Origin of the sequence: Parageobacillus toebii NBRC 107807 (assembly GCF_003688615.2) — a bacterium.
Taxonomy (GTDB): Bacteria; Bacillota; Bacilli; order Bacillales; family Anoxybacillaceae; genus Parageobacillus_B; species Parageobacillus_B toebii.
Genome location: NZ_CP049703.1, coordinates 1457414 through 1481002 on the forward strand (window position 1 = coordinate 1457414; position 23589 = coordinate 1481002).

Consider the following 23589-nt stretch of genomic DNA (forward strand, 5'->3'; position numbering starts at 1 on the left):
TATTCCCCCTTGGCATTAACTTGCGCATGATTCACATTCATCGATCGTGCTGGAAGTAGAGCGGACGTAATACGTTGTTTTTAGTCCTGACTTCCATGCGGTGAGATGAAGATCTAAAAGCTCTTTTGCTTTGATGGTGTTCAACACGTAAAAATTAAACGAAATCGCTTGGTCGATATGGCGTTGGCGCGCCGCATTTTGCTTAATGCTCCAATGCTGGTCAATATGGTAAGCTGATTTATAGTACCACGTTGTTTCGGCGTTTAAATCGGGCACGGTAACTGGAATTTTGTAATCTTTCTTTTCTTCGGCGTACACTTTTAAAAAGATTGGGTCGATGCTGGCGGTGCTGCCGGCGATAATCGACGTCGAAGCATTTGGCGCGATTGCCATCACATAGCCGTTGCGCATGCCGTGTTTGGCGACTTGTTCTTTGAGTGCATCCCAGTCAAAGTCTTCGGTGCGACGATATCCGCGCTTGTCGAAATAAGCGCCCGTCTGCCAGTCAGATCCCGGAAACGCTGGATAGCTTCCTTTTTCTTTCGCGAGCTCTATACTCGCTTGGATCGCTAAGTAGGCAATTTTTTCGTACAGCTTGTCCGCGTATTCAACTGCTTCGTCTGATTCCCAGCGAATGCCTTTTAACGCAAGCAAATGATGCCAGCCGAACGTGCCAAGTCCGACGGCGCGATATTTTTGATTGGTGAATTTCGCTTGTAATACCGGGATATTATTTAAATCAATGACGTTATCGAGCATGCGCATTTGGATCGGGATGAGCCGCTCGAGTACATCGTCGGTGACGGCACGGGCAAGATTGATGGAAGACAAATTGCAAACAACGAAATCGCCCGGGATTTTTTCAATGATAATCTTTCCATCTTTCGTATATTGTTTTTCCACGACGGTCGGACTTTGGTTTTGCGCGATTTCTGTACAAAGGTTGCTGCAGTAAATCATGCCGAGATGCGCGTTCGGGTTTTTCCGGTTCACTTCGTCGCGGTAAAACATAAATGGTGTGCCGGATTCTAACTGGCTGCGCATAATGCTTTTCATTATTTCGATCGCTGGCACTTTTTCTTTCGAAAGGCTCTTTTCTTGAACGCATTGCCAATATTTTTCGCGGAAGCTTCCGCTGCCTTTTTCCTCATCATAAAAGTCTTCCAAACTAAATCCCATCACTTTGCGCACTTCATGGGGGTCAAACAAGTACCAATCGCCGCGTTTTTCTACTTGCTCCATAAATAAATCTGGGATGCAGACGCCCGTAAATAAATCATGTGTTCTCATTCGTTCATCGCCATTATTTAATTTTGCGTCCAAAAAAGCGAAAATGTCTTTATGCCAAACATCCAAATAAACGGAAATCGCACCTTTGCGCTGCCCTAATTGGTCGACGCTGACGGCGGTGTTATTAAGCTGCTTCATCCATGGAATCACTCCGGACGAAACGCCTTTAAACCCCCTTATATCGCTGCCTCGGCTTCTGATTTTGCCGAGATAGACGCCGATTCCGCCGCCGGATTTTGAAAGGTTGGCGATGTCTGTGTTGCTGTCGTAAATGCCTTGCAAGCTGTCATCGACGGTATCGATAAAGCAGCTTGAAAGTTGTCCGTAGCTTTTTCCGGCATTTGCTAACGTCGGCGTGGCGACGGTCATATATAAGTTGCTTAGCGCCCAATACGCTTCTTGAATGAACGTAAACCGGCGATGTTTCGGTTCTTTCGCCATTAACGTCATTGCGATGATAAGGAAGCGCTCCTGCGGCAGTTCGTACAAGTTGCGGTCGTAGTCGCGGGCGAGGTAGCGGTCCGCGAGCGTGCGAAGGCCGATATATGTAAACAACTTATCTTTATCTGGATCAATAAGTTTTCCAAGCTCATTGATTTCTTCTTTTGAGTAATCATCAAGAAGAGAGCGATCGTACACGCCTTTAGAAACAAGCGTTGTAATCAACTCGTACAAGCTGCCGTAGCGTTGTTTTGGGTCATATCCACGTTGTTTTGCCGCTTCTTTGTATAGCTTTTGCAAATAGATGTGAGCACAGACAAACGTCCATTCTGGTTCTGCCTCACTAATATAGGAAAGACCTTCAAGTATTAAGTAATTCGTGATTTGTTCCGCAGAAAGTGTATCTTTGCTTTCGATGATGCGGATGATGCGCTCCATATAGTCATCTGTCTGTAGATGCGGGTAGTCTTTTGTTATATTGCGGATAAAGGAAATGAGTCGTTCGCGCGAAAACGGTTTAGTTTGCCCGTTTTCTGAAGTAATAATGATAGTGTTCGCCTGTAGTTCCATCAGTTTCTCCTCCTTGTTTCCATAAAAAAATCCACTCGGGTCGAGTGGACGAAACGACAGTATAAAAAGGGCAAGAGAAGCCCTTTCCAACCATCGTTTCATCTTCTCGCTCCCCGGAGAACATGAAACGCAAACAAGCAAGGCAGGTCTCCTGACTCGTGCTTCTTCCTACTTTGGATCCTTCCCGTATGTGCGCCCGAGCGAGCTTTCACATACAGTGGATGTTCCATTTCGTCCACACATACAGTTGCGGGGGCAGTTCTGGATTCTCACCAGATTCCCTATTAAGTCCGGATGGACACCATTGCTTGCGGTTTTTATACTATATTTAGTTGTTTTATGAGTTTATAACACAATATATAGTGTTGTTACTGTTGGTACAAGCATATAATAAAACGATAGAAAATTCAACTATTTTTTGTAAGGACATGAAAACTCATGATTATTTTCTTGATATTACATTTTTAACAAATAAAACTGATTTATACTTTTTTGGAATAATAAAACAGTTATCCAAAATTCAACAAATTAATATTAGGCAGGAATGTTCAGAGTAAAAAAAGATATGGTGATAAAACGACTATAAAAATATTTATCCCTTATAATATTTAGAAAATATTCTTTGAATTTTTCAGAATAGTTAATATAATATTATTAAAACAACAAAGGGGGAAAAGACGTGAAAGGATTAAAATCGGCCTTGCTTTGGGGGCTTATTTCCGCTCTTGGGGCGGCAGGGTTTGCTGTTCTTGCATTGAACCGCGGCGAGACGGTAAATGCGATTTGGCTGATTGTCGCGGCTGTCTGTACGTATGCGGTAGCATACCGTTTTTATAGTAAATTTATCGCTCGCAAAGTATTTGAACTTGATGACAGTCGCAAAACGCCTGCGGAAGTGTTTAATGATGGAAAAGATTATGTGCCGACAAACAAATGGGTATTATTCGGCCATCATTTTGCGGCGATCGCTGGCGCCGGACCGCTTGTCGGACCGATTTTAGCAGCGCAAATGGGATATTTGCCTGGCACGCTTTGGATTATTATCGGCGTTGTTTTAGGCGGAGCTGTTCAAGATTTTATTATTTTATTTGCGTCTATGCGGCGCAATGGCAAATCGCTTGGCGAAATGGTGAAGGAAGAAATTGGCCCGGTTACAGGGTTTATTGCATCGCTTGGTATTTTAGGAATCATGATTATTTTATTAGCTGTTTTAGCATTGGTAGTAGTAAAAGCGCTTGTAGGAAGCCCTTGGGGAATGTTTACTATTGCCGCAACGATTCCAATTGCGATTTTGATGGGAGTTTACATGCGCTTTATTCGTCCAGGGCGTGTGGCGGAAGCGTCATTAATGGGATTTATTCTGCTTCTTGTTTCTCTTGTCGCTGGACAATATGTGGCGGAGCACCCGACATTAGCGAAAATCTTTACATTGAAAGGTGAAACGATCGCGATTTTAATGATTGCTTACGGATTTGTCGCATCTGCTTTGCCGGTGTGGCTGCTGCTTGCGCCGCGCGACTATTTGAGTACGTTCTTAAAAATCGGGACGATTGTTGGTTTAGCGCTGGGAATTTTAGTTGTTGCTCCAGACTTGCAAATGCCGGCGCTGACGAAATTTGTTGACGGCACTGGTCCTGTGTTTGCTGGTGACTTATTCCCATTCTTATTTATTACGATTGCCTGTGGTGCGGTGTCTGGATTCCATGCACTTGTTTCGTCCGGTACAACGCCAAAAATGATTGAGATGGAGAGCCATGCCCGCCCGATCGGCTATGGAGCCATGTTAATGGAATCGTTCGTTGCAGTGATGGCAATGATTGCTGCGTGTATATTAACTCCTGGAGTATATTTCGCGATTAATAGCCCAGTTGCTGTGATTGGGCAAGATGTTGTGCAAGCAGCAAAAGTCGTGTCTTCATGGGGATTTACAATTACGCCTGACATGCTGACGGAACTTGCGAAAGATGTTGGCGAGCAAACGATTTTATCGCGGACTGGCGGAGCGCCGACACTAGCGATCGGAATGGCTGTCATTCTCTCTAATGTGATCGGCGGCAAAGCATTAATGGCCTTCTGGTACCATTTCGCGATTTTGTTTGAAGCGCTCTTTATTTTAACGACGATTGACGCGGGTACACGCGTTGGCCGTTTTATGATTCAAGATATTATGGGCACTTTCTACAAACCGCTTGGCAAAACAGATTCGCTAGTTTCCAATATTATCGCGACGACGCTGTGTGTTCTTGCTTGGGGATATTTCCTATATCAAGGGGTAGTCGATCCTCTGGGTGGCATTAATACATTATGGCCGCTTTTCGGTATTGCCAACCAAATGCTGGCAGGAATTGCGCTTTTATTTGGAACGACGGTTTTATTCAAAATGGGCAAAAAAGCTTACGTTTGGGTGACATTGGTCCCAACGACATGGCTTTTAGTGGTAACGATGACGGCAGGATTCCAAAAGCTGTTCCATAGCGATCCAAAAATCGGTTTTCTAGCTCATGCTAATGCCTTTAAAGATGCATTAAATCAAGGTAAAATTTTAGCACCTGCAACCAATGAAGCACAAATGCGGCAAATCATTATGAACGACTACATTGATGCAACGCTTTGCGCGATTTTCATGCTTGTTGTGATTGCCATGTTGATTTCGGCAGTAAATATGTGGATAAAAGTATTGAAAAACAAACATGTACCGTTGAAAGAAGCACCTTATATTCCAAGAGATGGAGGAAATGAGGTTAAACATTATGCGTAAGTGGCTTCATACGATTCTTTCCTACCGCAAGCAATTTCTTGATTTGCTGGTTGGTGTTCCAAACTACGAGAAATATGTAGAACATATGAAAACACATCATCCAGGAGAGCCGATAAAATCAAGAAAAGAGTTTTTCTGCGAAGTGCAGGAAGCGCGCTATAACGGCAAAGGCGGAAAAGTATCGCGCTGTTGCTGACATAAAAAGGGGAAACTATTCCCCTTTTTTCCTTTTTCGTATTTATTTTAAGTTAATGAGGACGAGCTTTTTCGTTTGTGTTTTCCTGTTCATTCACTGTTTTGTCATAAGAAAAATAAACTTTCTTTTTGTTTTATAAGGGGGAATAAATATATGCGTATACTTGTAGTCGGTGCAGGCGCGGTTGGCGGTTATTTCGGCGGAAGATTGCTCGAAAAAGGAGTGGACGTGACATTTCTTGTTCGCAAGCGAAGAAAAAAGCAGCTGCAAGAGAAGGGACTAGTGATTCATAGCGTTCACGGCGATGCGGTGCTGTCTCCGAAGCTGCTTGTAACGGGTGAGCAAGCCGAGCCGTTTGATGTCGTCATTTTTTCCAACAAAGCGTACCATTTGCCGGAAGCGATTCGCGATGTGAAACCGTATGTTGGAGAAAAAACGATGATTTTACCGCTGTTAAACGGCATGGCGCATATGGAAATACTTTGGAATGAGTTTGGAAAGGAAAACGTGTTAGGAGGGCTTTGTTTTATCGAAACAACGCTGAATGAGCATGGAGAAATCGCGCAAACAAGCGCTTCCCATGATGTTCGATTTGGGGAATGGTCCGGGGAGCGGACGGAGCGCGTTCTTGCGTTGGAACAATTATTTTCCGGCTGCAACGCCCGTTTTCGTTTAAGCGAGCATATTGCGACAGATATGTGGAATAAATATTTATTTATCGCGACAATGTCAGGGGTGACGACGCTGTTTCGAGCGCCGATTGGACTAATTCGCTCTGGAAAGTACGGACAAGAAATTATTTTCGGATTGCTAAAAGAGATTGCGGCCGTGATGCGGGCTCATGGAGCACCAATTGCCGATGATATCGAAGAAAAACAACTGGCGCAATTAAACCGAATAGAAGCGACGATGAAATCATCGATGCAGCGGGATATGGAAAAAGGACAACTCATTGAAGCGGATCATTTGCAAGGATATTTTCTTTCATTGGCGGAACAATACGAAATCGAAACGCCACTGTTAAAATTGGCGTACCATAATTTAAAAATTTACGAGGCGAATCGCTCCAAAACAGAGTAAGAATAGAAAAAGCGCAGCTTTCTATGTATACAAAAGAAGGCTGCCTTCTTTTTTGCAAAAAAGATTGTATATTGGCATCATGTAGTGTACAGTTAATAGTGAAAACGTATGCACAAAAAGAGGAGGATACAGCCGTGAAGAAAGCTTGGTGGAAAGAAGGAGTCGCGTATCAAATTTATCCGAGAAGCTTCATGGATTCAAATGGCGATGGAATTGGAGATCTTCGCGGAATTATCGAGAAGCTTGACTATTTAAAAGACCTTGGAATCGATATCATATGGATTTGTCCAATTTACAAGTCGCCAAATGCCGATAACGGATATGATATTAGCGATTATCATGCGATTATGGAAGAATTCGGGACAATGGAAGACTTTGATTTATTGCTCGAGGAAATTCACCGGCGCGGCATGAAAGTGATTTTAGATTTAGTCATTAACCATACAAGCGATGAACACCCATGGTTTATTGAATCGCGTTCATCACGGGATAATCCGAAACGGGATTGGTACATTTGGCGTGATGGAAAAAATGGCAAAGAGCCGAACAACTGGGAAAGCATCTTTGGTGGATCGGCGTGGGAGTACGATCCGAAAACTGATCAATATTACTTGCACATATTTGATGTAAAGCAGCCGGATTTAAACTGGGAAAACGAAGAAGTGCGCCAAGCGTTGTATAAAATGATTAATTGGTGGCTGGATAAAGGAATTGATGGATTTCGAGTGGATGCCATTTCACATATTAAGAAAAAGCCGGGATTGCCGGATTTGCCGAATCCGAAAGGGCTAGATTATGTTCCGTCTTTTGCTGGCCATATGAACCAAGAGGGAATTATGGATTATTTAAGAGAGCTCAAAATGCAAACGTTTGCACGCTATGATATTATGACGGTTGGAGAAGCGAATGGCGTTACCGTCGAGGACGCGGAAGAATGGGTCGGTGAGGAAAACGGTATTTTCAATATGATCTTCCAGTTTGAACATTTAGGGTTATGGCAAAAAGGAACGAATGGCGGAGTGGATGTGCGCCAATTAAAGCGCACGTTGACAAAATGGCAAAAAGGGCTGGAAAACCGCGGCTGGAACGCATTGTTTTTAGAAAACCACGATCAGCCTCGTTCTGTCTCGACATGGGGAAATGATAAGGAGTACCTTACCGAAAGTGCGAAGGCGCTTGGTGCGATGTACTTTTTGATGCAAGGAACACCGTTTATTTATCAAGGACAGGAGATTGGGATGACGAACGTCCAATTTTCGAATATTGAAGACTACAATGATGTTGCTATTAAAAGAATGTATCAAATCGAACGGGAAAAGGGTCGCTCCCATGAAGAAATTATGAAAGTGATTTGGAAAACAGGGCGCGACAATTCGCGAACCCCAATGCAATGGTCCGACGCGCCAAACGCGGGGTTTACGACGGGAACGCCATGGATGAAAGTGAACGAAAACTATAAGACCATTAATGTCGAGGCGCAATTGCGCGACCCGAACTCCGTCCTTCAGTTTTACAAAAAAATGATTCGGCTTCGCAAGGAGAACGAAGTGTTTATTTATGGAACGTACGATTTGATTTTAGAAAAGCATCCGACGATTTATGCGTACACAAGAACGCTTGGAAACGAAAAAGCGGTGGTTATTGTCAATTTAAGCGATAAACCAGCGCTGTATCGATATGATGGCATTCGATTAAGCTCAGAAAATTTGGTGCTGCAAAACTATGATGTAAAACCGCATAAAAACGCAACACGCTTTAAGCTGAAACCGTATGAAGCACGCGTATATTTGCTGAAATAGACAAAAGCTGCCGTTCATTTCTCGGCAGCTTTATTTTGCTTCGGTGTGGAAGAACTGGCGCTTGCCACTAGCAACAGTGAAAGCAAGAGAGTGAATGCGGAGGCGGCAAATCTGATTCTGAACAGCTATTTCAGTTTTAGACTCTCAGATCAAGTGGTAATTTGGCCTAAACGCTTCAATGTACTGTAGACCGCTGACTCGAATTCGATGAAGCCCAAGTATGAAGCTGTATCTTGGAATGGGAATATTTGAGAAGCCCAAAATCCACCAATGCCGTTCTTACGGTCGATCCAGTAGAACAGGTTGGCTAGACCAGACCACATCAATTGGCCTGCTGGACGACCTGTAGGGGTAGGATCTTCGTTTACCTGGAATGTATAGGACCACGATTTTTGCACGCCAGGATAGAACTCACCGTCATTAGCTAGCGATGGATCGGACGAGATCCAGCCGCCGCTCTTCAATGCGCCAAGCCCGTTCTGAGCCATTTGCGCGACCGTTTCTGGTTTGATTACGCCCGCACCGTCATTCAGGATCATCCGGATAAATTTCATATACTCACCAATGCTGGCATACAAACCATGTCCTCCCATGTCCATTTCAGGAGATTGCGGCAGGATGAGATCAGGCAGTGGTGTGATATTACCGTCTTTTGCGCGACTGTGGATGGTTGCGCGGCGTTCCATCATCGACGGCGTTAGCGTGAATCCGATGTCGGTCATACCTAGAGGAGCAAAAAGATGCTCGGCCATTACTTCACCCAGTCGCTTGCCGCGTACGGCTTCGACAACTTTGCCAACCCAGTCGATGTTGACGCCATAGTTCCATCGTTCGCCTGGCTCAAATAGCAGCACACTCTTAATCGAGTCAAAGGTACTAGTGAGGATGGAAGGTATTCCTTTTTGCTCGCGATATCTGCGATCCTCATGACTGAAGAACTCGTAACCGAAGCCAGCCGTGTGGAGCATCAGCATGTTGATCGTAATGTCGGTTTTAGGTTCTCTTAATTTAGGCTGCCCGTCTGCGTCAAACCCCTCAAGAACCTTAATCTCGGCAATCTCAGGAACATACTTTTTGACTGGATCGTCGAGACTGACTTTTCCTTCCTCGACCAATTGCATCAATACTGTGCCGGTGATGGCTTTAGTGGTCGAGAAAAGAGCAAACACTGTGTCGGTGGTCATCGGCGTTTCCTTTCCGAGTTCGCGCACCCCGGCTGCACCTTCGTAGATGTTGCCCTCGCGATCAGTTATCATTGCAACCACTCCTGGTACGCCTCCAGCCCTGCCTACAGCTTTATCCAAAACTTTATCAAGAACATCCTTGAGAGCATTCTTGATTGCTTGCCTCGTCATATTTTCGTCATCCCCCTCATAAGCTCTATTAATTTTATAATTTTCTATTTTTTAAGAATATTGATTTTTTTCAAACTAAATGTATCATGCCAGGCAGGGCTTGTCAAATTATTTTGTACTGTCCTTTTGTAAACTTCGCCTGCGGCAATTATATCCGGCATAAGTGAAAGTAATTTTAATAGAAGCTATGTAATGATATGCTGTCTATATTTAAGCAGGATTTTTTTATGGGTTATAGAATATGTATAAGAAGAGGAGGAAAAAAATTATGGATGAAATTCGCTACCCGATTGGTAAATTTCAAGCACCGGCTGCGTTTTGCGAAGAAGATGCGAAACAGTGGATTTCTGATATTCGCCAAATACCAGTAAAATTGCGGGAGGCGGTCAGCGGATTAAATGAAGAACAGCTGAACACGCCGTATCGAGATGGTGGGTGGACGGTTGCACAAGTTGTCCATCACATCGCCGATGCAAGCATGAACGCGTTTTTGCGCACAAAATGGACATTGACGGAAGATGTTCCTTCGATTAAACCGTTTGAGGAAAATGATTGGGCAAAGACGACAGAAGCTCGTTCACTACATATCGAGCCATCGCTGCAATTGCTCGAAGGCCTTCACGAGCGGTGGGCGCATCTGCTAGAGTCGATGAGCAGCGATGATTTTCAGCGGAATTTTTATCATGAAGGTACAAAAGAGAACGTCCCTTTATATGTGTTAATCGCCATGCACGCATGGCACGGCAAACATCATACGGCGCAAATTGCTTCGTTGCGACAACGCAAAGGATGGAACTAAAAGCTGCCTAGACGGGCAGCTTTTTTATCTCATTATAAATTTCCAATAAGCTTTTTACATAAAAAATTTATCTATTTATGTTACACTAAACTGTATTGAGTGTTCGGTTTAAAATGAATGATTGGAGGGAGTTTGCGGTGGGGGAACCACAAAGTCAAAACATCATAGATGCGACGAAGGAAAAAATTTGGACAAAAGATTTTATACTTATTTGTTTAGCTAATTTTTTTGTTTTTCTTGGATTTCAAATGACATTGCCGACGATTCCGCTGTTTGTCGAGCATCTTGGCGGCAATGACCAGCTGATCGGTTTAGTGGTCGGGATTTTCACATTTGCGGCATTAATGGTGCGGCCGTTTGCCGGGCATGCGTTAGAAACAAAGGGGCGGCGTTTTGTATTTTTGCTAGGGCTTGCGATCTTTGTCCTTTCGGTCGGATCGTACAGCTTTATTGCGAGCATTTTTTTGTTGTTTATGATGAGGGTCATTCAAGGCATTGGGTGGGGGTTTTCGACTACTGCCTCCGGAACGATTGCCACGGACATTATCCCTGCCAGCCGGAGAGGCGAAGGAATGGGGTATTATGGACTATCAGGGAATTTAGCACTTGCTTTTGGGCCATCTATGGGGTTATTGCTCGCCGGAATGTTGTCATTCCGCCATCTTTTTTTGATTTGTGCCGTTTTAGGTTTGGCGTCACTATTGTTTGCTTCGAATATTACATATAAAAAAATCGGACAGCCGCAAGCGCAAGCGCGTAATAAGTGGGATATTTATGAAAAAAGCGCGTTAGAGCCTTCAATTTTGCTATTTTTCCTTACGGTGACATTTGGAGGAATTGCCTCATTTCTGCCACTATATACTGCACAAAAAGGAATTTCAGGAATTCAATGGTATTTCTTGCTATATGCGCTTGCGTTAATGGTAACAAGAACGTTTGCCGGCCGGTTGTATGATAGAAAAGGCCATCAGGCGGTGTTTATACCAGGTGCTGCACTGATTTTCATTGCAATGTTATTGTTGGCTTGGCTGCCAAGCAATGCGATTTTGTTTATCGCAGCGATTCTTTACGGGCTAGGGTTTGGAACGGTGCAGCCAGCACTGCAAGCATGGTCTGTGGAAAAAGCGGCAAAAAACCGAAAAGGAATGGCAAATGCGACCTTTTTCGCCTTTTTCGATTTAGGGGTCGGAGTAGGAGCGATGGTTTTTGGGCAAATTGGCCATTGGTTCGGTTACTCTAGCATTTATATAACTGCCGCACTATCCGTGTTGATTTCTATTAGCTTTTACTTATATATTTTGCATAAAAAATAAAACGCTTAGGACTGTATGACAGTCCTAAGCGTTTTTTTGTTTAGAAAATGGAACCATTTAGCTATCTGCGCGAATGCACTTCATAAATGGCAAATTTTAAATAGTCGCCTTCATCGGCAGCAAGCAGCTTTGGATGATCGTAGCCGGCGCCGCTCCAGTACACTTGCCGCAAAATTTTCTTCGCATCAAACGCCGCTTCTTCGATCATCGCTTGGAACAAATCAGCGTGAACATGGTACGAGCAGCTCGCTGTGACGAAAAAGCCGCCATCTTTGACAAGCTTTAAGCCGTTTAAGTTAATGTCTTTATAGCCGCGCAGCGCTTTCGGAACGGCTTGAGCTGATTTCGCAAACGCTGGCGGGTCAATGATGACAACGTCCCATTTCTTTCCATCGCGAACCGCTTCGCGCAAATAATCGAATGCATTGGCGACGACAAAATCGACGTTGGTAAAGCCATTGAGTGCGGCGTTGCGTTTTGCTGTTTCAATGGCGTGTTCGGAAATATCGACCGCAGTGACGTGTTTCGCACCATATAAGCACGCATTGAGCATAAACGAGCCAGTATGGGTAAAACAGTCGAGCACTGTTGTATCGCTGTTAATGAGCGGTTTAATCGCCGCTCGGTTTTGTCTTTGGTCGAAGAAAAATCCCGTCTTTTGCCCGTTTTCAATGTCGACGATATATTTGACGCCGTTTTCTTCAATCAGCACTTCCGTTTCCGACTGGCCATACCAAAAGCCTTTTTCTTGCTCTAGCCCTTCTAGCTCGCGGACATACACGTCATTGCGCAAATAAATCGCTTTTGGCTTAAATACTTCAAGCAAACCGCGCAAAATCCAGTCTTTCCGTTTTTCCATCCCGAGGGAAAGAATTTGAACGACAAGCACGTCTTCGTATTTATCGACGATCAGCCCCGGTAAAAAGTCAGCTTCACCGTAAATAGCGCGGCATGAGCGAACGCCGGGAATCATTCGCTCACGATACTCCCATGCTTTGCGGATTCGGTCGACAAAAAATTGTTCATTTAGCTCTTCATCAGGATTTTGCGTCAAAACGCGCACAATGATTTGCGATTTCGGGTTAATATAGCCCTTTGCCAAAAAGTAGCGTTGATGATTATATACGTCCACAAAATCGCCTGGTTCAAAGTCTCCTTCAATATAATCGACTTCGCTTTGGAAAATCCATGGATGTCCTTGTTCCAGCCGTTTTTTTCGCTTTCGTTTTAAAAATACGTTTGCCACGTTCTCCACTCCATTATGATATAGTCGTTTGCTTTTTCTATGATACAGAATTGCGGACAAAGACGCAACGCAGGCAAGTTTGTCGACATTTGGCAGGACTATTTTCTTCTAAACAGAATAACGATAAGCATAGATGAAAAGAAAAGAGGGATTGTGATGATTATCGCAACGACGGACTATGTACCAGGAAAACAAATAAAAGAGTATATCGGATTTGTACAAGGAAATACGGTACAGTCAAAACATATCGGCAAAGACATTATGGCTGGTCTGAAAACGATTGTCGGCGGAGAAATCAAGGCGTATACCGAAATGATGGACGAAGCGAGAAAAATTGCGATTGAACGCATGATAAACGAGGCGAAACGCCAAGGAGCAAATGCGGTAATCGGCGTAAGAGTCGCTACAGCGGCAATTATGGCGAATACGTCGGAAATCTTGGCATACGGTACAGCAGTCATCGTGGAATAGTAAAAAAAGGGTTGACAATGATATTTACCGTGATATGATAAATTCAAACAAGGGAAAATTTTTTATATTGGACGCAATCCACTAGGGGGGCCTTTAGAAAGGCTGAGATCAAAGTGTGCCTTTGAGACCCTTAGAACCTGATCTGGGTAATACCAGCGTAGGGAAGTGGAGTGGCGCAGTCGTGGGTTTTTCTGTGTTTTTTCGACGACTATGTGTGCAACACCACTTTCTTTACGCATCGTAAAGGAAGTGGTGTTTATTTTTTATAAAAAGAGGGGGAGAGATAAAGATGTCATTTGCGATGGAATTGCGGAAAAAGGCCGATCCGATCTGGCAGGCAAGCTTTCGCCATCCTTTTGTGAGAGAGTTAGGGGAAGGAACGCTAGACCTTACTCGTTTTCGCTATTATGTGATGCAAGATGAGTATTATTTGCACCATTTTGCGAGAGTCCAGGCAATTGGGGCAGCGAAGTCTCCAGATGCAAAGACAATCGCGAGCATGGCGCATCATGCCCAAAGCACATGTGAAGCGGAATTATCTTTGCATGAAACGTTTTCCGAGCTGCTTGGGATCACGGAGGAAGAAAAAGCGTCATTTATTCCGGCGCCGACCGCATACGCGTATACGTCGCATATGTACCGGGCTGCGTATGAAGGGCATTTAGGTGATGTGATTGCGGCGATTTTGCCGTGCTACTGGCTTTATTATGAGATTGGCGAGAGGCTAAAGGACTGCAAGCCGAAAGAGCCGATCTATCAGAAATGGATTGGAACATATAGCTCCGAATGGTTTCGCAGCTTAGTAGAAGAACAAATCGCCCGTTTGGATGCGATTGCGGAAGCAGTCACCGAATCCGATCGCAAACGGATGGAACAGCATTTTCTTATTAGCAGTGAATATGAATACGAATTTTGGGAGATGGCATATCGCTTAGAAACATGGCCATCAGCAAGAAAGGAGATCAAAGAACATGTCAACAACTAAAGGGTTGAAGCTCGTTGATATTTTAACGACAATCGTGATTTCTGTCGTTTTTGGGATCATTTATAAAATTTGGGGACCTCTCTATTACTTTGTTAAGCCATTTGGGTTTCATGTTGATCAATTGATTTACGGCATGTGGTTTATCGCCGCATCGGTGGCATATTTGCTGATCCGCAAGCCAGGTGTTGCGCTGTTAGCGGAAATTGCTGCTTCTTCTGGAGAATTTATTATGGGCTCAGAGTGGGGGCTAGAGGTGCTTATTTACGGAGTCGTTCAAGGGCTTTTGGCGGAAGTGGTGTTTGCCGCGTTCCGTTATAAACGGTTTGACGCATTGGTCGTGTCGTTAGGGGCGATTGGTGCGACGATTGGCTCGCTTGTGATGGATTTTTATAAAGGGTATATTGAATCGCTGGCTCCTTGGAACTTGGCATTATTCCTTATTGCCCGCTTTATTGGCGCAGTGGTGATTGCCGGTGTTTTTGCCGTTTCTTTAGTAAAAGCGTTAGAAAAAACTGGTGTGACGCAAATGTTGCGCCCGGCTTCGAAAGAAGATTACGATGCGCTTGATCGTTAAAAAAGGTGGCGTGTGAACCGATGAAACCGATAGCATCTGTTGAACGGCTGCGCTTGAAATTTCCTGGAAAAGATACATTGTTATTTAAAGATTTATCGATCACGTTTTACGAAGGAGAAAAAGTGTTGTTGCTCGGTCCATCCGGATGCGGAAAATCAACATTGTTGCAAGTGCTGTCGGGCTTGATTCCGCATTCGATCGATATTCCGATGAAAGCAGAGCGAGTGCAGCTTCCCGATAATTGGGGCTACGTCTTCCAAGATCCCGATTCGCAATTTTGCATGCCGTTTGTCGATGAAGAAATCGCCTTTGCGCTCGAAAATATCGGTGTGCCGCGTGAAGAGATGAAAGAGCGGATCGAGAAGCTGCTAGAGACAGTTGGTCTTTTTGTAGAGCCGCATACCGATATTCATACACTATCGGGAGGAATGAAGCAACGGCTCGCCCTTGCTTCCGTATTGGCGTTAGATCCAGATGTACTGTTTTTGGATGAACCAACGGCAATGATTGATGAAGAAGGAACGGAAGCGATTTGGCGGACGGTGAAACAAATTGCCCATGATAAAACGGTCATCATTGTCGAACATAAAATCGATCATATACTCGATTTTGTCGATCGGATTATTTTATTTAATGATAACGGCGAGATCATTGCTGATGATAAAGCGCAAACGGTGTTTTCCGATTACAAAGATATCATTGCTTCACAAGGAATTTGGTATCCCGGTGTATGGGATGAATATATAGCGAAGCGGCAACGCCAGCGAGTGAATGTTCGCCAAGAGGAAATTATCCGCCTTCGCGAGTTCCAAGGCTATCGCCTGCGCGATGTCAAAATACGCGTGGAAGAAGCGACCGTATGCGCAGGAGAATGGATTGCCATTACCGGCAAAAACGGCGCTGGGAAAAGTACGCTCTTGCACGCGCTGATGAAGCTCATTCGCACAGACGGGACGTATGAGTTATACGGAAAAGACAGCAAGCAGTTAAAACAGCTTCATCGTTTGATTGCATTTGTCTTCCAAAATCCGGAATTTCAGTTTGTTACTAATTCTGTACGAGAGGAGATTGCTTATTCGCTTCGTTTAGAAAAACGAGAAGAAGCGGAAATTACGGAAACGGTCGAACAATTTCTGCAGAGATTCCACCTTCGAAAACAGCAAAATCAGCATCCATACCAACTTTCCATGGGACAAAAGCGTCGTTTAAGTGTGGCTGCATCGATCGTAAGCGGACAGCAAATTTTCCTGCTCGATGAACCAACGTTTGGGCAAGATGCAAAAAATACGTTTGCGCTGCTTGAGTTATTGGAATCGTATCGCGAGCAAGGAGCAACGATTATGATGGTCACCCATGATGAGAACATTGTCAAATATTTTGCCACAAGAAGATGGGTGATTGAAGACGGGCAGCTGGCGAAAGATGAACGGATTTCTCCTCATCCATCCAAAGCGGCTGTGCTGTCCGTGTAGGGAGGTATAGATGATGAAATGGAACATTCATTATCGAGAAACATGGCTGCATCATACGAATCCGAGCTTAAAACTTATGGTGCTCATTTTGTTGTTTATCGTTGTTTTATTCGTACACAACCCAAATGTTTTAATCAATTTTTCGTTCGGTCTTCTCTTGTTATTTATGCTGTATACCGGCTATCCATGGAAGTTTTTGCTGCTATTGTTTTTGCCGTTTTTTCTTGTATTTGTGTCGACCGCGTCATCGATGATTTTGTTTGGTGAGGGTTCAACGACATGGTTTCGCTGGGGGCTTATCCATGTGACGGAAGAAAGCTTTTTGCGCGGAATGCATCTTGGATTTCGAGCGCTTTCGTTCGCGCTCCTTGGGCTTTTGTTTTCCCTAACGACAAGACCGGTCCGTTTGTTTTATTCGCTGATGCAGCAGTTAAAATTAAAGCCAAAATACGCTTACAGCTTTTTAGCAGGCGTTCGCTTAATTCCGATTATGATCGAGGAATTTCAAACTGTAAGAAACGCGTTAAAAGTACGGGGGGTTGTCCATAACGGATTGTTCGAAAAAATGAAGCGGTATGCGATTCCGCTTTTATCACAAAGCATCCGCCGTGCTCAGCGCATCGCTGTTGCGATGGAAGCAAAGCGTTTTTCCAACAGCGCAGAGCGAACGTTTTATTATGAAATCGGGTTTAGCAAATATGATATTGTGCTTGTTGCTGTTTTTATCATAGTGACGGCAGCGGCTTATTACGCCGGGATTTATTATCCGTACATTCCGGTGGAAGATGTGCGGTAGAAAGCAAGGGATCAGAATGGAAAGACAACTTCATATCATTTCAACAGGAAAACAGCCTTTAGACCAGTTCGTTGCGATTTGCGCCCGCGTTCATCCATATGTAGACGCGATTCATGTGCGGGAAAAAATGAAAACAGCAAGGGAAATTTCCGAGTTTCTTACAGCGTTAATCAAGCAAGGAGTGCCGCCTAGAAAAATCATCGTGAACGACCGAATTGATGTGGCGGTGGTTTTTGGAGTAAAAGGAGTCCAGCTTGCGCACCATAGTTTGTCTGTGCGGAAAGTAAAACATCATTTTCCTTCGTTGTCTATCGGTTGTTCGGTTCATTCGATCGCGGAAGCGATGGAAGCGGAAGAAAGCGGTGCTGATTATTGTATATACGGCCACGTTTTTGCTACTGGAAGCAAAGTAGGGGTACCGCCGCGCGGAATAGAATCATTGCGAAGTGTCGTCAATCACGTGAATATTCCTGTTATCGCGATTGGCGGCATCCATTCCAATAATGCAGAACAAGTACTGAAAGCTGGTGCGCAAGGGATTGCCGTCATGTCAGCGGTATTTTTTGCCGACGATCCTGTTAGCGAAGCAAAGAAACTCGCAAAAATTGTGAAGAAAATGGTATGAATGTGGAGGAAATCGTTAGGAAAAACAGAAAAACCGTTAATTCAAGCGACTGTATTTGCGAAAAACGGTTGTTATATCGTTCCAAAACGAGGAAATCGCCTATTGATAGGGGCAACTTCGACACCGCACACATTTGACCGAAAAGTATCGATTCATGGAATCATGAATTTGCTTGAACGTGCGCATCATCTTCTTCCAGAAATGAAAAATGCGGAATGGGAAAAAGCGTGGAGCGGCATCCGCCCGCAAACGAGCGATGGCTTGCCATACATAGGGGAGCATCCGTGCTATCCGAATGTATGGATCGCGACAGGTCATTACCGAAACGGAATTTTGTTAAGTCCGATTACCGGCGTATTGTTAGCCGATCTCATTGAAGGAAAAGGAAGCGAGGTCGACCTTGCTCCATTTTCACTTACAAGACATCAAGCAAAGGTGGGGAAGTGATGGAACTCATTATTAACGGCGAATCGATTCATGTTCCAGATGAAGTGAAAACGGTTAGCGATTTGCTTGCCCATTTTCAGTTAAACAATAAAATTGCGATTGTCGAAGTAAATTTAACGATTATCCCAAAACAGCAATATGAAACAGCGGTGTTATGCAACGGCGATAAAGTAGAAATCGTTCATTTTGTAGGAGGCGGTTGATATGTTAAAAATCGGGCCATATGAATTTCAATCAAGATTGTTGCTAGGAACAGGAAAATATCCAGACTTGGAAGTACAAAAGCAAGCAGTGGAAGTGTCAGGTGCGGAAATTTTAACGTTTGCTGTTCGACGCATGAACATTTTTGAACCAAACCAGCCTAATTTTTTGGAAAATTTAGATCTTACAAAATATAAACTTCTTCCAAATACAGCGGGGGCGAAAACGGCGGAGGAAGCAGTGCGAATCGCTCGGCTCGCCAAAGCGTCGGGATTATGTGATATGATAAAAGTAGAAGTGATCGGCTGTGAGAAAACATTGCTTCCAGACCCAGTGGAGACGTTAAAGGCAACAGAGATATTGTTGGAAGAAGGATTTATCGTTCTTCCATATACTTCTGATGATGTTGTGCTCGCAAAACGTCTGCAAGAGCTTGGCTGTCATGCGGTTATGCCGGGGGCTTCGCCGATCGGTTCCGGACAAGGCATTGTCAATCCGTTAAACTTAAGCTTAATTATTGAACAGGCAACTGTCCCAGTGATTGTTGATGCTGGAATTGGCAGCCCAGCGGATGCGGCGGTTGCAATGGAGCTAGGTGCTGATGGAGTGCTGTTAAACACCGCTGTTTCTGGTGCAGCCGATCCGGTTAAAATGGCAAAAGCGATGAAACTTGCTGTGGAAGCCGGACGTCTTGGCTATGAGGCAGGCAGAATTCCTAAAAAACGGTACGCAACAGCAAGCAGTCCAATGGAAGGAATGAGTGTTGTTTGATTGAACGATATTCTCGACAAGAATTATTTGCGCCAATTGGCGCAGAAGGACAAAAAAAGATTATGCGGAAACATGTGCTCATTATTGGTGCGGGTGCGCTAGGAACAGGAAATGCAGAGGCGCTTGTGCGGGCAGGCGTTGGCAAAGTCACCATTGTTGACCGCGATTATGTCGAATGGAGCAATTTGCAACGTCAGCAATTATATAGCGAAGCGGACGCAAAAGAACGTATCCCAAAAGCAATTGCTGCAAAGCGGCGGCTTGAAGAGGTAAATTCTGATGTCGCAATTGATGCCATCGTCGGCGATGTAACGGCACAAGAGCTTGAAGAGCTTATTGCAGAGCGAAAGCCCGACCTTTTGATTGATGCGACAGATAATTTTGATATACGTATGATTATTAACGATGCTGCGTATAAATATCGCATCCCGTGGATTCACGGCGCGTGTGTCGGAAGCTATGGCATTAGTTACGCGTTTATCCCAGGGAAGACCCCATGTTTTCACTGTCTGCTCGAAACGGTGCCAGTAGGCGGTTTGACATGTGATACAGCAGGAATTATCAGCCCTGCTGTGCAAATGGTCGTCGCCTATCAAGTAACGGAAGCATTAAAAATTCTTGTTGAAGATTGGGCGGCGCTGCGCAATAAACTTGTGTCGTTTGATTTATGGAAAAATCAGCATACGGCGATTCGCATTGATCAAGTGAAAAAAGAAGATTGCCCTACTTGCGGCACTCATCCATCGTATCCGTACCTTTCTTATGATCAACAGACAAAAACAGCGGTATTATGCGGACGAAATTCCGTACAAATTCGCCCGGCTGCGCCTCGAAACTACAACTTGCAAGAGCTGGCTGAATTATTTGTCAAACAAGGATTGCCCGTAGATGTCAACCCGTATCTTGTCTCTGTATCGCTTGGAGAGCGACGGCTTGTTGTCTTTCAAGACGGACGCGCGCTCATTCATGGGACAAAGGATATTCAAGAGGCAAAAACGATTTATTATCGCTATTTAGGCTAGGAGCTTCTATTATGAGAAGCTCTCTTTTTGTGTTTGTAGCTTTGCCAAAAGGATTGTCGATTAGCCTTTTTTATAATAGAGTAATAAGTATTACCTTCCTCACTTCACAATAAAATGCAAGGGGAAAAAATGGATTTGTCAAAAAGTTGTATAAAATGTCTTACGTATTGAGAAAATTATTGTGTTAACATAACAATGGGGATGATTATCGTTAGGAGGGGCATTTATGGAGGAATTATCCGTAACGTTAAACATTGCTTCATTGCTTGTGCTGATATATTTTATCGGTTCAATCATCATCGAGTCATAAAAAGCTGCAGGGATCATCCTGCAGTTTTATTATATTTTAGACGATAGGCGTTTTGCGAATAGGCTTTTTGTGAAAAATTTGATATAATGTAATAAATACAATGGATAATACTAAAATACTAACAAAGTACGTTTTTTTATTTAGGAGAGTGAAGATTCTTTGGGAGAGTTGCCTCTGAGTCTGTTAGGGTGGTTTTTTCTTTGTATCGTGTTAGTTGCCTTCTTTTCTTCGGTGGAAGCCGCATTTTCTTCAGCGAATAAAATTCGCTTGAAAAATTATGTGGAAGAAAATCACCGTGGCAGCAAGCGAGTAAATTACATTATGGAAAACTTAGATCGCGTCTTATTGACGGTGCTTGTTGCAAACAGAGTCACAAGTATTGTTGCCGTTGCGTTTTTAGCAGATATTGCGACAACGATGTTTGGGGAGCGTGCAGGTCTTATTGCTGCGATTATTGTCATGACCGTGCTTCTTTTAATCTTCGGTGAAATTTTGCCAAAATCGATTGCGAAAGAGCATGCTGAATCGCTATCGATTCGTTATGCCGGAATTGTTTACGCATTGATGAAACTGCTTTCACCCATCACGACATTATTTAACGCTGTAAAAGAGAGCGTAGCGAAACGGTTTACGAATGGAACGGTTGTTCCAGCAGTAACGGAAGAGGAAATTAAAGTGATGATTGATTTAAGTGAAGAAGAAGGCATTATTGACAACAAAGAAAAAGAATTAATTCACCGTTCGCTCGATTTTGATGAAATTTTAGTTGGAGAAATTTTTACGCCACGGTCAGATATGGTCGCTGTGGAAGTAAATCAGCCGATCGAAGCAATTCGAGATGTTTTTCTTGAAGAAAAGTACTCCCGTATACCGGTGTATGAGGAAGATATTGATAATGTGATTGGTATTTTATCTGAAAGGGACTTTTTTAGTGAGCTTGTACAACAAAAAGATATAAACATTCGCGCGTTATTACGCAAGCCGCTGTTTGTCGTGGAATCAATGAAAATTTCTGATTTGTTGCCGGAACTTCAAAAAAGCAGAGTGCATATGGCAATTGTCATTGATGAGTTTGGAGGAACAGCAGGATTAATTACGCTTGAAGACATTATTGAACAAATTGTTGGAGAAATATGGGATGAGCATGATGAAGCGGTAAAAAATATTCAACAAATCGATGAAAACAGTTATGAATTTAACGCTGAACTTCCGCTTGATGAATTTTGCGAAATAATGAAAATTGATGCACCGGAAAGCTCTTCCCATACGTTAGGCGGTTGGATATTTGAAATGTTTGAACGCGTGCCGAATGTCGGCGAAACGCTGCATTATGGTCCGCTTACTTTAACCGTACGACAAGTCGAAAATCGCAGAATTAGGAAAGTACTTGTTTCATTAAATGAGCCGCCGTTAGTGGAAAATATGTAAGGAGCGAGAAGCTCCGTTTTTTGTTTTGTCGTTTATACTCTTTTATTGACATCTTATACAAACTTTTTTATTATGACATATGTCGCTAAAAACCAATCGGAATAATGATGGAGGTTAAAAAAATATATGAAAAGATTTTTTCTCAAAAGTTTGCTTCTTTTGTTGACAGCTTCGATTTTGTTGTTGGCCGCATGCGGCAATCAGCAATCCAAGGAAAAGTCGGGCAAGCAAGAAACCGACTTGTTAGCGCAGGTGAAAAAATCGGGGGAATTGCGCATTGGAACAGAGGGAACATATCCGCCGTTTACGTTTCATGATAAAAGCGGAAAGTTAACCGGTTTTGATGTGGATTTGGCAAGAGAAGTAGCGAAGCGTCTCGGCGTCAAGCCTGTGTTTATGGAAACACAGTGGGATGCGATGTTCGCGGGATTGGACGCAAAACGTTTTGACATGATTGCCAATGAAGTCGGAATTCGCCCGGACCGGCAACAGAAATATGATTTTTCTGATCCGTACATTACTTCTATGGCGGTGTTAGTCGTTCATAAAGATAACAATAAAGTATCTAAATTTGAAGACATAAAAGGGCTAAAAGCAGCGCAATCGATGACAAGCAACTATGCGGATTTAGCGCGGTCGTATGGCGCGCAAATTGTTGGTGTGGAAGGATTTAATCAAGCGGTTGAATTGTTAAGCTCCAAGCGGGTGGACGTTACCATTAATGATAATCTATCCGTTCTTGATTTCTTAAAACAAAAGCCAGACGCGCCAATTAAAATTGTGGCAAAGCATAAGGACGCTTCTCAAAGCGGATTTATGTTCCGCAAAGGCAGTGACACATTGGTGGAAGCAGTGAATAAAGCGTTAGAGGACATGAAAAAAGACGGAACATACGCAAAAATTTCAGAGAAATGGTTTGGTGAAGATGTATCTAAGTAATGTGATGGCAGACCCTGAAAGAGTAGACAGATTGATATCCATTGCACAAAGTTCCCTTCTCCCGCTGGTGAAGGGGGCTTTGTATTATACGATTCCACTGACGATTATTACGTTTACTATTGGATTAATATTGGCGATTGCCACGGCATTGGCGCGCATTTCCGGAGTAAAAGTATTAGAAATTATCGCGAGAATATACGTATCCGCCATTCGCGGAACACCGCTTCTTGTCCAGTTGTTTATTATCTTTTACGGCCTGCCGAACATCGGCATTACGATTCCTTCGTTTCCTGCGGCGATCATTGGTTTTTCGTTAAACGTTGGCGCGTATGCTTCAGAGATTATTCGCGCCGCTATCTTATCGATTCCGAAAGGGCAGTGGGAAGCGGCGTATTCGTTAGGAATGACATCGGGGCAAGCGTTGCGCCGGGTCATATTTCCACAGGCAGCGCGCGTGTCGATTCCACCGTTGTCCAATACGTTTATCAGCTTAGTCAAAGATACATCGCTTGCATCGCTCATTCTCGTTTCGGAAATGTTTCGCAAAGCGCAAGAAATTGCCTCGACGAACTACGAATTCTTGTTGTTATATACTGAAGCGGCAATCATTTATTGGATTATTTGCTTTCTACTATCAATTGTGCAAAACCGAATCGAAGAGCGTTTAAATCGTTACATTGCACGATAGCGATAAGGAGATA

At 43.7% G+C, this 23589-nt stretch carries 22 protein-coding genes and 2 riboswitches; of the genes, 19 read left to right on the forward strand and 3 right to left on the reverse strand.

Annotation, left to right across the window (positions count from 1 at the left end):
* Positions 1 to 15: 15 nt before the first annotated feature.
* Complete coding sequence (locus tag DER53_RS07560; RefSeq protein ID WP_062753969.1) at positions 16 to 2301, reverse strand: ribonucleoside-diphosphate reductase subunit alpha; 2286 nt, start codon at positions 2299 to 2301, stop codon at positions 16 to 18.
* A gap of 124 nt (positions 2302 to 2425) precedes the next feature.
* A riboswitch (cobalamin riboswitch) is annotated at positions 2426 to 2623 on the reverse strand.
* 357 nt (positions 2624 to 2980) lie between these two features.
* Here DER53_RS07560 and DER53_RS07565 point away from each other — a divergent pair.
* The 4 genes from DER53_RS07565 to DER53_RS07580 all read left to right on the forward strand — a co-directional run bounded on the left by DER53_RS07565 (position 2981) and on the right by DER53_RS07580 (position 8134).
* Complete coding sequence (locus tag DER53_RS07565) at positions 2981 to 5059, forward strand: carbon starvation CstA family protein (protein WP_062753967.1); 2079 nt, start codon at positions 2981 to 2983, stop codon at positions 5057 to 5059.
* Positions 5052 to 5255, forward strand: coding sequence for a YbdD/YjiX family protein (locus DER53_RS07570; RefSeq protein ID WP_017435755.1), 204 nt, complete (start codon positions 5052 to 5054; stop codon positions 5253 to 5255). Before DER53_RS07565 ends, DER53_RS07570 begins: the two co-directional genes overlap by 8 nt.
* A 153-nt stretch (positions 5256 to 5408) precedes the next feature.
* Entirely contained in the window at positions 5409 to 6335 is a 927-nt protein-coding gene (panE, locus tag DER53_RS07575; protein WP_062753965.1) for a 2-dehydropantoate 2-reductase, read from the forward strand.
* Between the two features lie 134 nt (positions 6336 to 6469).
* Positions 6470 to 8134, forward strand: coding sequence for a glycoside hydrolase family 13 protein (locus tag DER53_RS07580; RefSeq protein WP_062753963.1), 1665 nt, complete (start codon positions 6470 to 6472; stop codon positions 8132 to 8134).
* Between the two features lie 149 nt (positions 8135 to 8283).
* Here DER53_RS07580 and acmB read toward each other — a convergent pair whose 3' ends face one another.
* On the reverse strand, positions 8284 to 9489 hold the full coding sequence (gene acmB / locus DER53_RS07585; RefSeq protein WP_062753961.1) for a methyl acetate hydrolase AcmB: 1206 nt from the start codon (positions 9487 to 9489) through the stop codon (positions 8284 to 8286).
* A 268-nt stretch (positions 9490 to 9757) separates the two neighbouring features.
* Here acmB and DER53_RS07590 point away from each other — a divergent pair, with 268 nt between their 5' ends.
* The gene (locus DER53_RS07590; protein WP_062753959.1) at positions 9758 to 10288 is read left to right on the forward strand and encodes a YfiT family bacillithiol transferase; all 531 of its coding nucleotides are present in this window, start codon (positions 9758 to 9760) and stop codon (positions 10286 to 10288) included.
* Positions 10289 to 10401: 113 nt separating this feature from the next.
* The gene (locus DER53_RS07595) at positions 10402 to 11601 is read left to right on the forward strand and encodes an MFS transporter (RefSeq protein ID WP_062753958.1); all 1200 of its coding nucleotides are present in this window, start codon (positions 10402 to 10404) and stop codon (positions 11599 to 11601) included.
* A gap of 61 nt (positions 11602 to 11662) precedes the next feature.
* On the opposite strand, the gene DER53_RS07600 is transcribed toward DER53_RS07595, so the two are convergent.
* Positions 11663 to 12847, reverse strand: a complete 1185-nt coding sequence (locus DER53_RS07600) for a class I SAM-dependent rRNA methyltransferase (RefSeq protein WP_062679179.1) — start codon at positions 12845 to 12847, stop codon at positions 11663 to 11665.
* Between the two features lie 156 nt (positions 12848 to 13003).
* Here DER53_RS07600 and DER53_RS07605 point away from each other — a divergent pair, with 156 nt between their 5' ends.
* The 13 genes from DER53_RS07605 to DER53_RS07665 all read left to right on the forward strand — a co-directional run bounded on the left by DER53_RS07605 (position 13004) and on the right by DER53_RS07665 (position 23576).
* Positions 13004 to 13318, forward strand: coding sequence for a YbjQ family protein (locus DER53_RS07605; protein ID WP_062753956.1), 315 nt, complete (start codon positions 13004 to 13006; stop codon positions 13316 to 13318).
* A gap of 73 nt (positions 13319 to 13391) precedes the next feature.
* Positions 13392 to 13499: riboswitch (TPP riboswitch) on the forward strand.
* A 108-nt stretch (positions 13500 to 13607) separates the two neighbouring features.
* The gene (gene tenA / locus DER53_RS07610) at positions 13608 to 14303 is read left to right on the forward strand and encodes a thiaminase II (RefSeq protein ID WP_062753955.1); all 696 of its coding nucleotides are present in this window, start codon (positions 13608 to 13610) and stop codon (positions 14301 to 14303) included.
* Entirely contained in the window at positions 14290 to 14877 is a 588-nt protein-coding gene (locus DER53_RS07615; protein WP_062679182.1) for an ECF transporter S component, read from the forward strand. The genes tenA and DER53_RS07615 overlap by 14 nt, the downstream gene beginning before the upstream one ends.
* Positions 14878 to 14897: 20 nt before the next feature.
* The gene (locus DER53_RS07620; protein WP_062753953.1) at positions 14898 to 16349 is read left to right on the forward strand and encodes an ABC transporter ATP-binding protein; all 1452 of its coding nucleotides are present in this window, start codon (positions 14898 to 14900) and stop codon (positions 16347 to 16349) included.
* A 13-nt stretch (positions 16350 to 16362) separates the two neighbouring features.
* On the forward strand, positions 16363 to 17145 hold the full coding sequence (locus DER53_RS07625) for an energy-coupling factor transporter transmembrane component T family protein (protein ID WP_062753951.1): 783 nt from the start codon (positions 16363 to 16365) through the stop codon (positions 17143 to 17145).
* 16 nt (positions 17146 to 17161) lie between these two features.
* The gene (tenI, locus tag DER53_RS07630; protein ID WP_062753949.1) at positions 17162 to 17770 is read left to right on the forward strand and encodes a thiazole tautomerase TenI; all 609 of its coding nucleotides are present in this window, start codon (positions 17162 to 17164) and stop codon (positions 17768 to 17770) included.
* Complete coding sequence (locus tag DER53_RS07635; protein ID WP_233252932.1) at positions 17771 to 18217, forward strand: FAD-dependent oxidoreductase; 447 nt, start codon at positions 17771 to 17773, stop codon at positions 18215 to 18217.
* On the forward strand, positions 18217 to 18420 hold the full coding sequence (thiS, locus tag DER53_RS07640) for a sulfur carrier protein ThiS (RefSeq protein WP_062753947.1): 204 nt from the start codon (positions 18217 to 18219) through the stop codon (positions 18418 to 18420). Before DER53_RS07635 ends, thiS begins: the two co-directional genes overlap by 1 nt.
* 1 nt (position 18421) lies before the next feature.
* A complete protein-coding gene (locus DER53_RS07645; protein ID WP_062753945.1) occupies positions 18422 to 19189 on the forward strand; it encodes a thiazole synthase in 768 nt (255 codons plus the stop codon).
* Positions 19186 to 20211 carry a thiazole biosynthesis adenylyltransferase ThiF gene (locus DER53_RS07650; RefSeq protein WP_062753943.1) on the forward strand — a complete coding sequence of 342 codons (1026 nt, stop codon included), beginning with the start codon at positions 19186 to 19188 and terminating at the stop codon, positions 20209 to 20211. Before DER53_RS07645 ends, DER53_RS07650 begins: the two co-directional genes overlap by 4 nt.
* Before the next feature lie 469 nt (positions 20212 to 20680).
* Entirely contained in the window at positions 20681 to 21949 is a 1269-nt protein-coding gene (locus DER53_RS07655) for a hemolysin family protein (protein WP_062753941.1), read from the forward strand.
* 126 nt (positions 21950 to 22075) lie between these two features.
* Entirely contained in the window at positions 22076 to 22888 is an 813-nt protein-coding gene (locus tag DER53_RS07660; protein WP_062753939.1) for an amino acid ABC transporter substrate-binding protein, read from the forward strand.
* Entirely contained in the window at positions 22875 to 23576 is a 702-nt protein-coding gene (locus DER53_RS07665; protein WP_062753937.1) for an amino acid ABC transporter permease, read from the forward strand. The genes DER53_RS07660 and DER53_RS07665 overlap by 14 nt, the downstream gene beginning before the upstream one ends.
* Positions 23577 to 23589 lie beyond the last annotated feature (13 nt).

Excerpts from the sequence above, each read along its gene's own strand:
- DER53_RS07560 (WP_062753969.1), bottom strand. The coding sequence starts at position 2,301 with ATGGAACTACAGGCGAACACTATCATTATTACTTCAGAAAACGGGCAA.
- DER53_RS07570 (WP_017435755.1), top strand. The coding sequence starts at position 5,052 with ATGCGTAAGTGGCTTCATACGATTCTTTCCTACCGCAAGCAATTTCTT.
- panE (WP_062753965.1), top strand. The coding sequence starts at position 5,409 with ATGCGTATACTTGTAGTCGGTGCAGGCGCGGTTGGCGGTTATTTCGGC.
- acmB (WP_062753961.1), bottom strand. The coding sequence starts at position 9,489 with ATGACGAGGCAAGCAATCAAGAATGCTCTCAAGGATGTTCTTGATAAA.
- DER53_RS07590 (WP_062753959.1), top strand. The coding sequence starts at position 9,758 with ATGGATGAAATTCGCTACCCGATTGGTAAATTTCAAGCACCGGCTGCG.
- DER53_RS07595 (WP_062753958.1), top strand. The coding sequence starts at position 10,402 with ATGAATGATTGGAGGGAGTTTGCGGTGGGGGAACCACAAAGTCAAAAC.
- DER53_RS07605 (WP_062753956.1), top strand. The coding sequence starts at position 13,004 with ATGATTATCGCAACGACGGACTATGTACCAGGAAAACAAATAAAAGAG.
- tenA (WP_062753955.1), top strand. The coding sequence starts at position 13,608 with ATGTCATTTGCGATGGAATTGCGGAAAAAGGCCGATCCGATCTGGCAG.
- DER53_RS07615 (WP_062679182.1), top strand. The coding sequence starts at position 14,290 with ATGTCAACAACTAAAGGGTTGAAGCTCGTTGATATTTTAACGACAATC.
- DER53_RS07620 (WP_062753953.1), top strand. The coding sequence starts at position 14,898 with ATGAAACCGATAGCATCTGTTGAACGGCTGCGCTTGAAATTTCCTGGA.
- DER53_RS07625 (WP_062753951.1), top strand. The coding sequence starts at position 16,363 with ATGAAATGGAACATTCATTATCGAGAAACATGGCTGCATCATACGAAT.
- tenI (WP_062753949.1), top strand. The coding sequence starts at position 17,162 with ATGGAAAGACAACTTCATATCATTTCAACAGGAAAACAGCCTTTAGAC.
- DER53_RS07635 (WP_233252932.1), top strand. The coding sequence starts at position 17,771 with ATGTGGAGGAAATCGTTAGGAAAAACAGAAAAACCGTTAATTCAAGCG.
- thiS (WP_062753947.1), top strand. The coding sequence starts at position 18,217 with ATGGAACTCATTATTAACGGCGAATCGATTCATGTTCCAGATGAAGTG.
- DER53_RS07645 (WP_062753945.1), top strand. The coding sequence starts at position 18,422 with ATGTTAAAAATCGGGCCATATGAATTTCAATCAAGATTGTTGCTAGGA.
- DER53_RS07660 (WP_062753939.1), top strand. The coding sequence starts at position 22,076 with ATGAAAAGATTTTTTCTCAAAAGTTTGCTTCTTTTGTTGACAGCTTCG.
- DER53_RS07665 (WP_062753937.1), top strand. The coding sequence starts at position 22,875 with ATGTATCTAAGTAATGTGATGGCAGACCCTGAAAGAGTAGACAGATTG.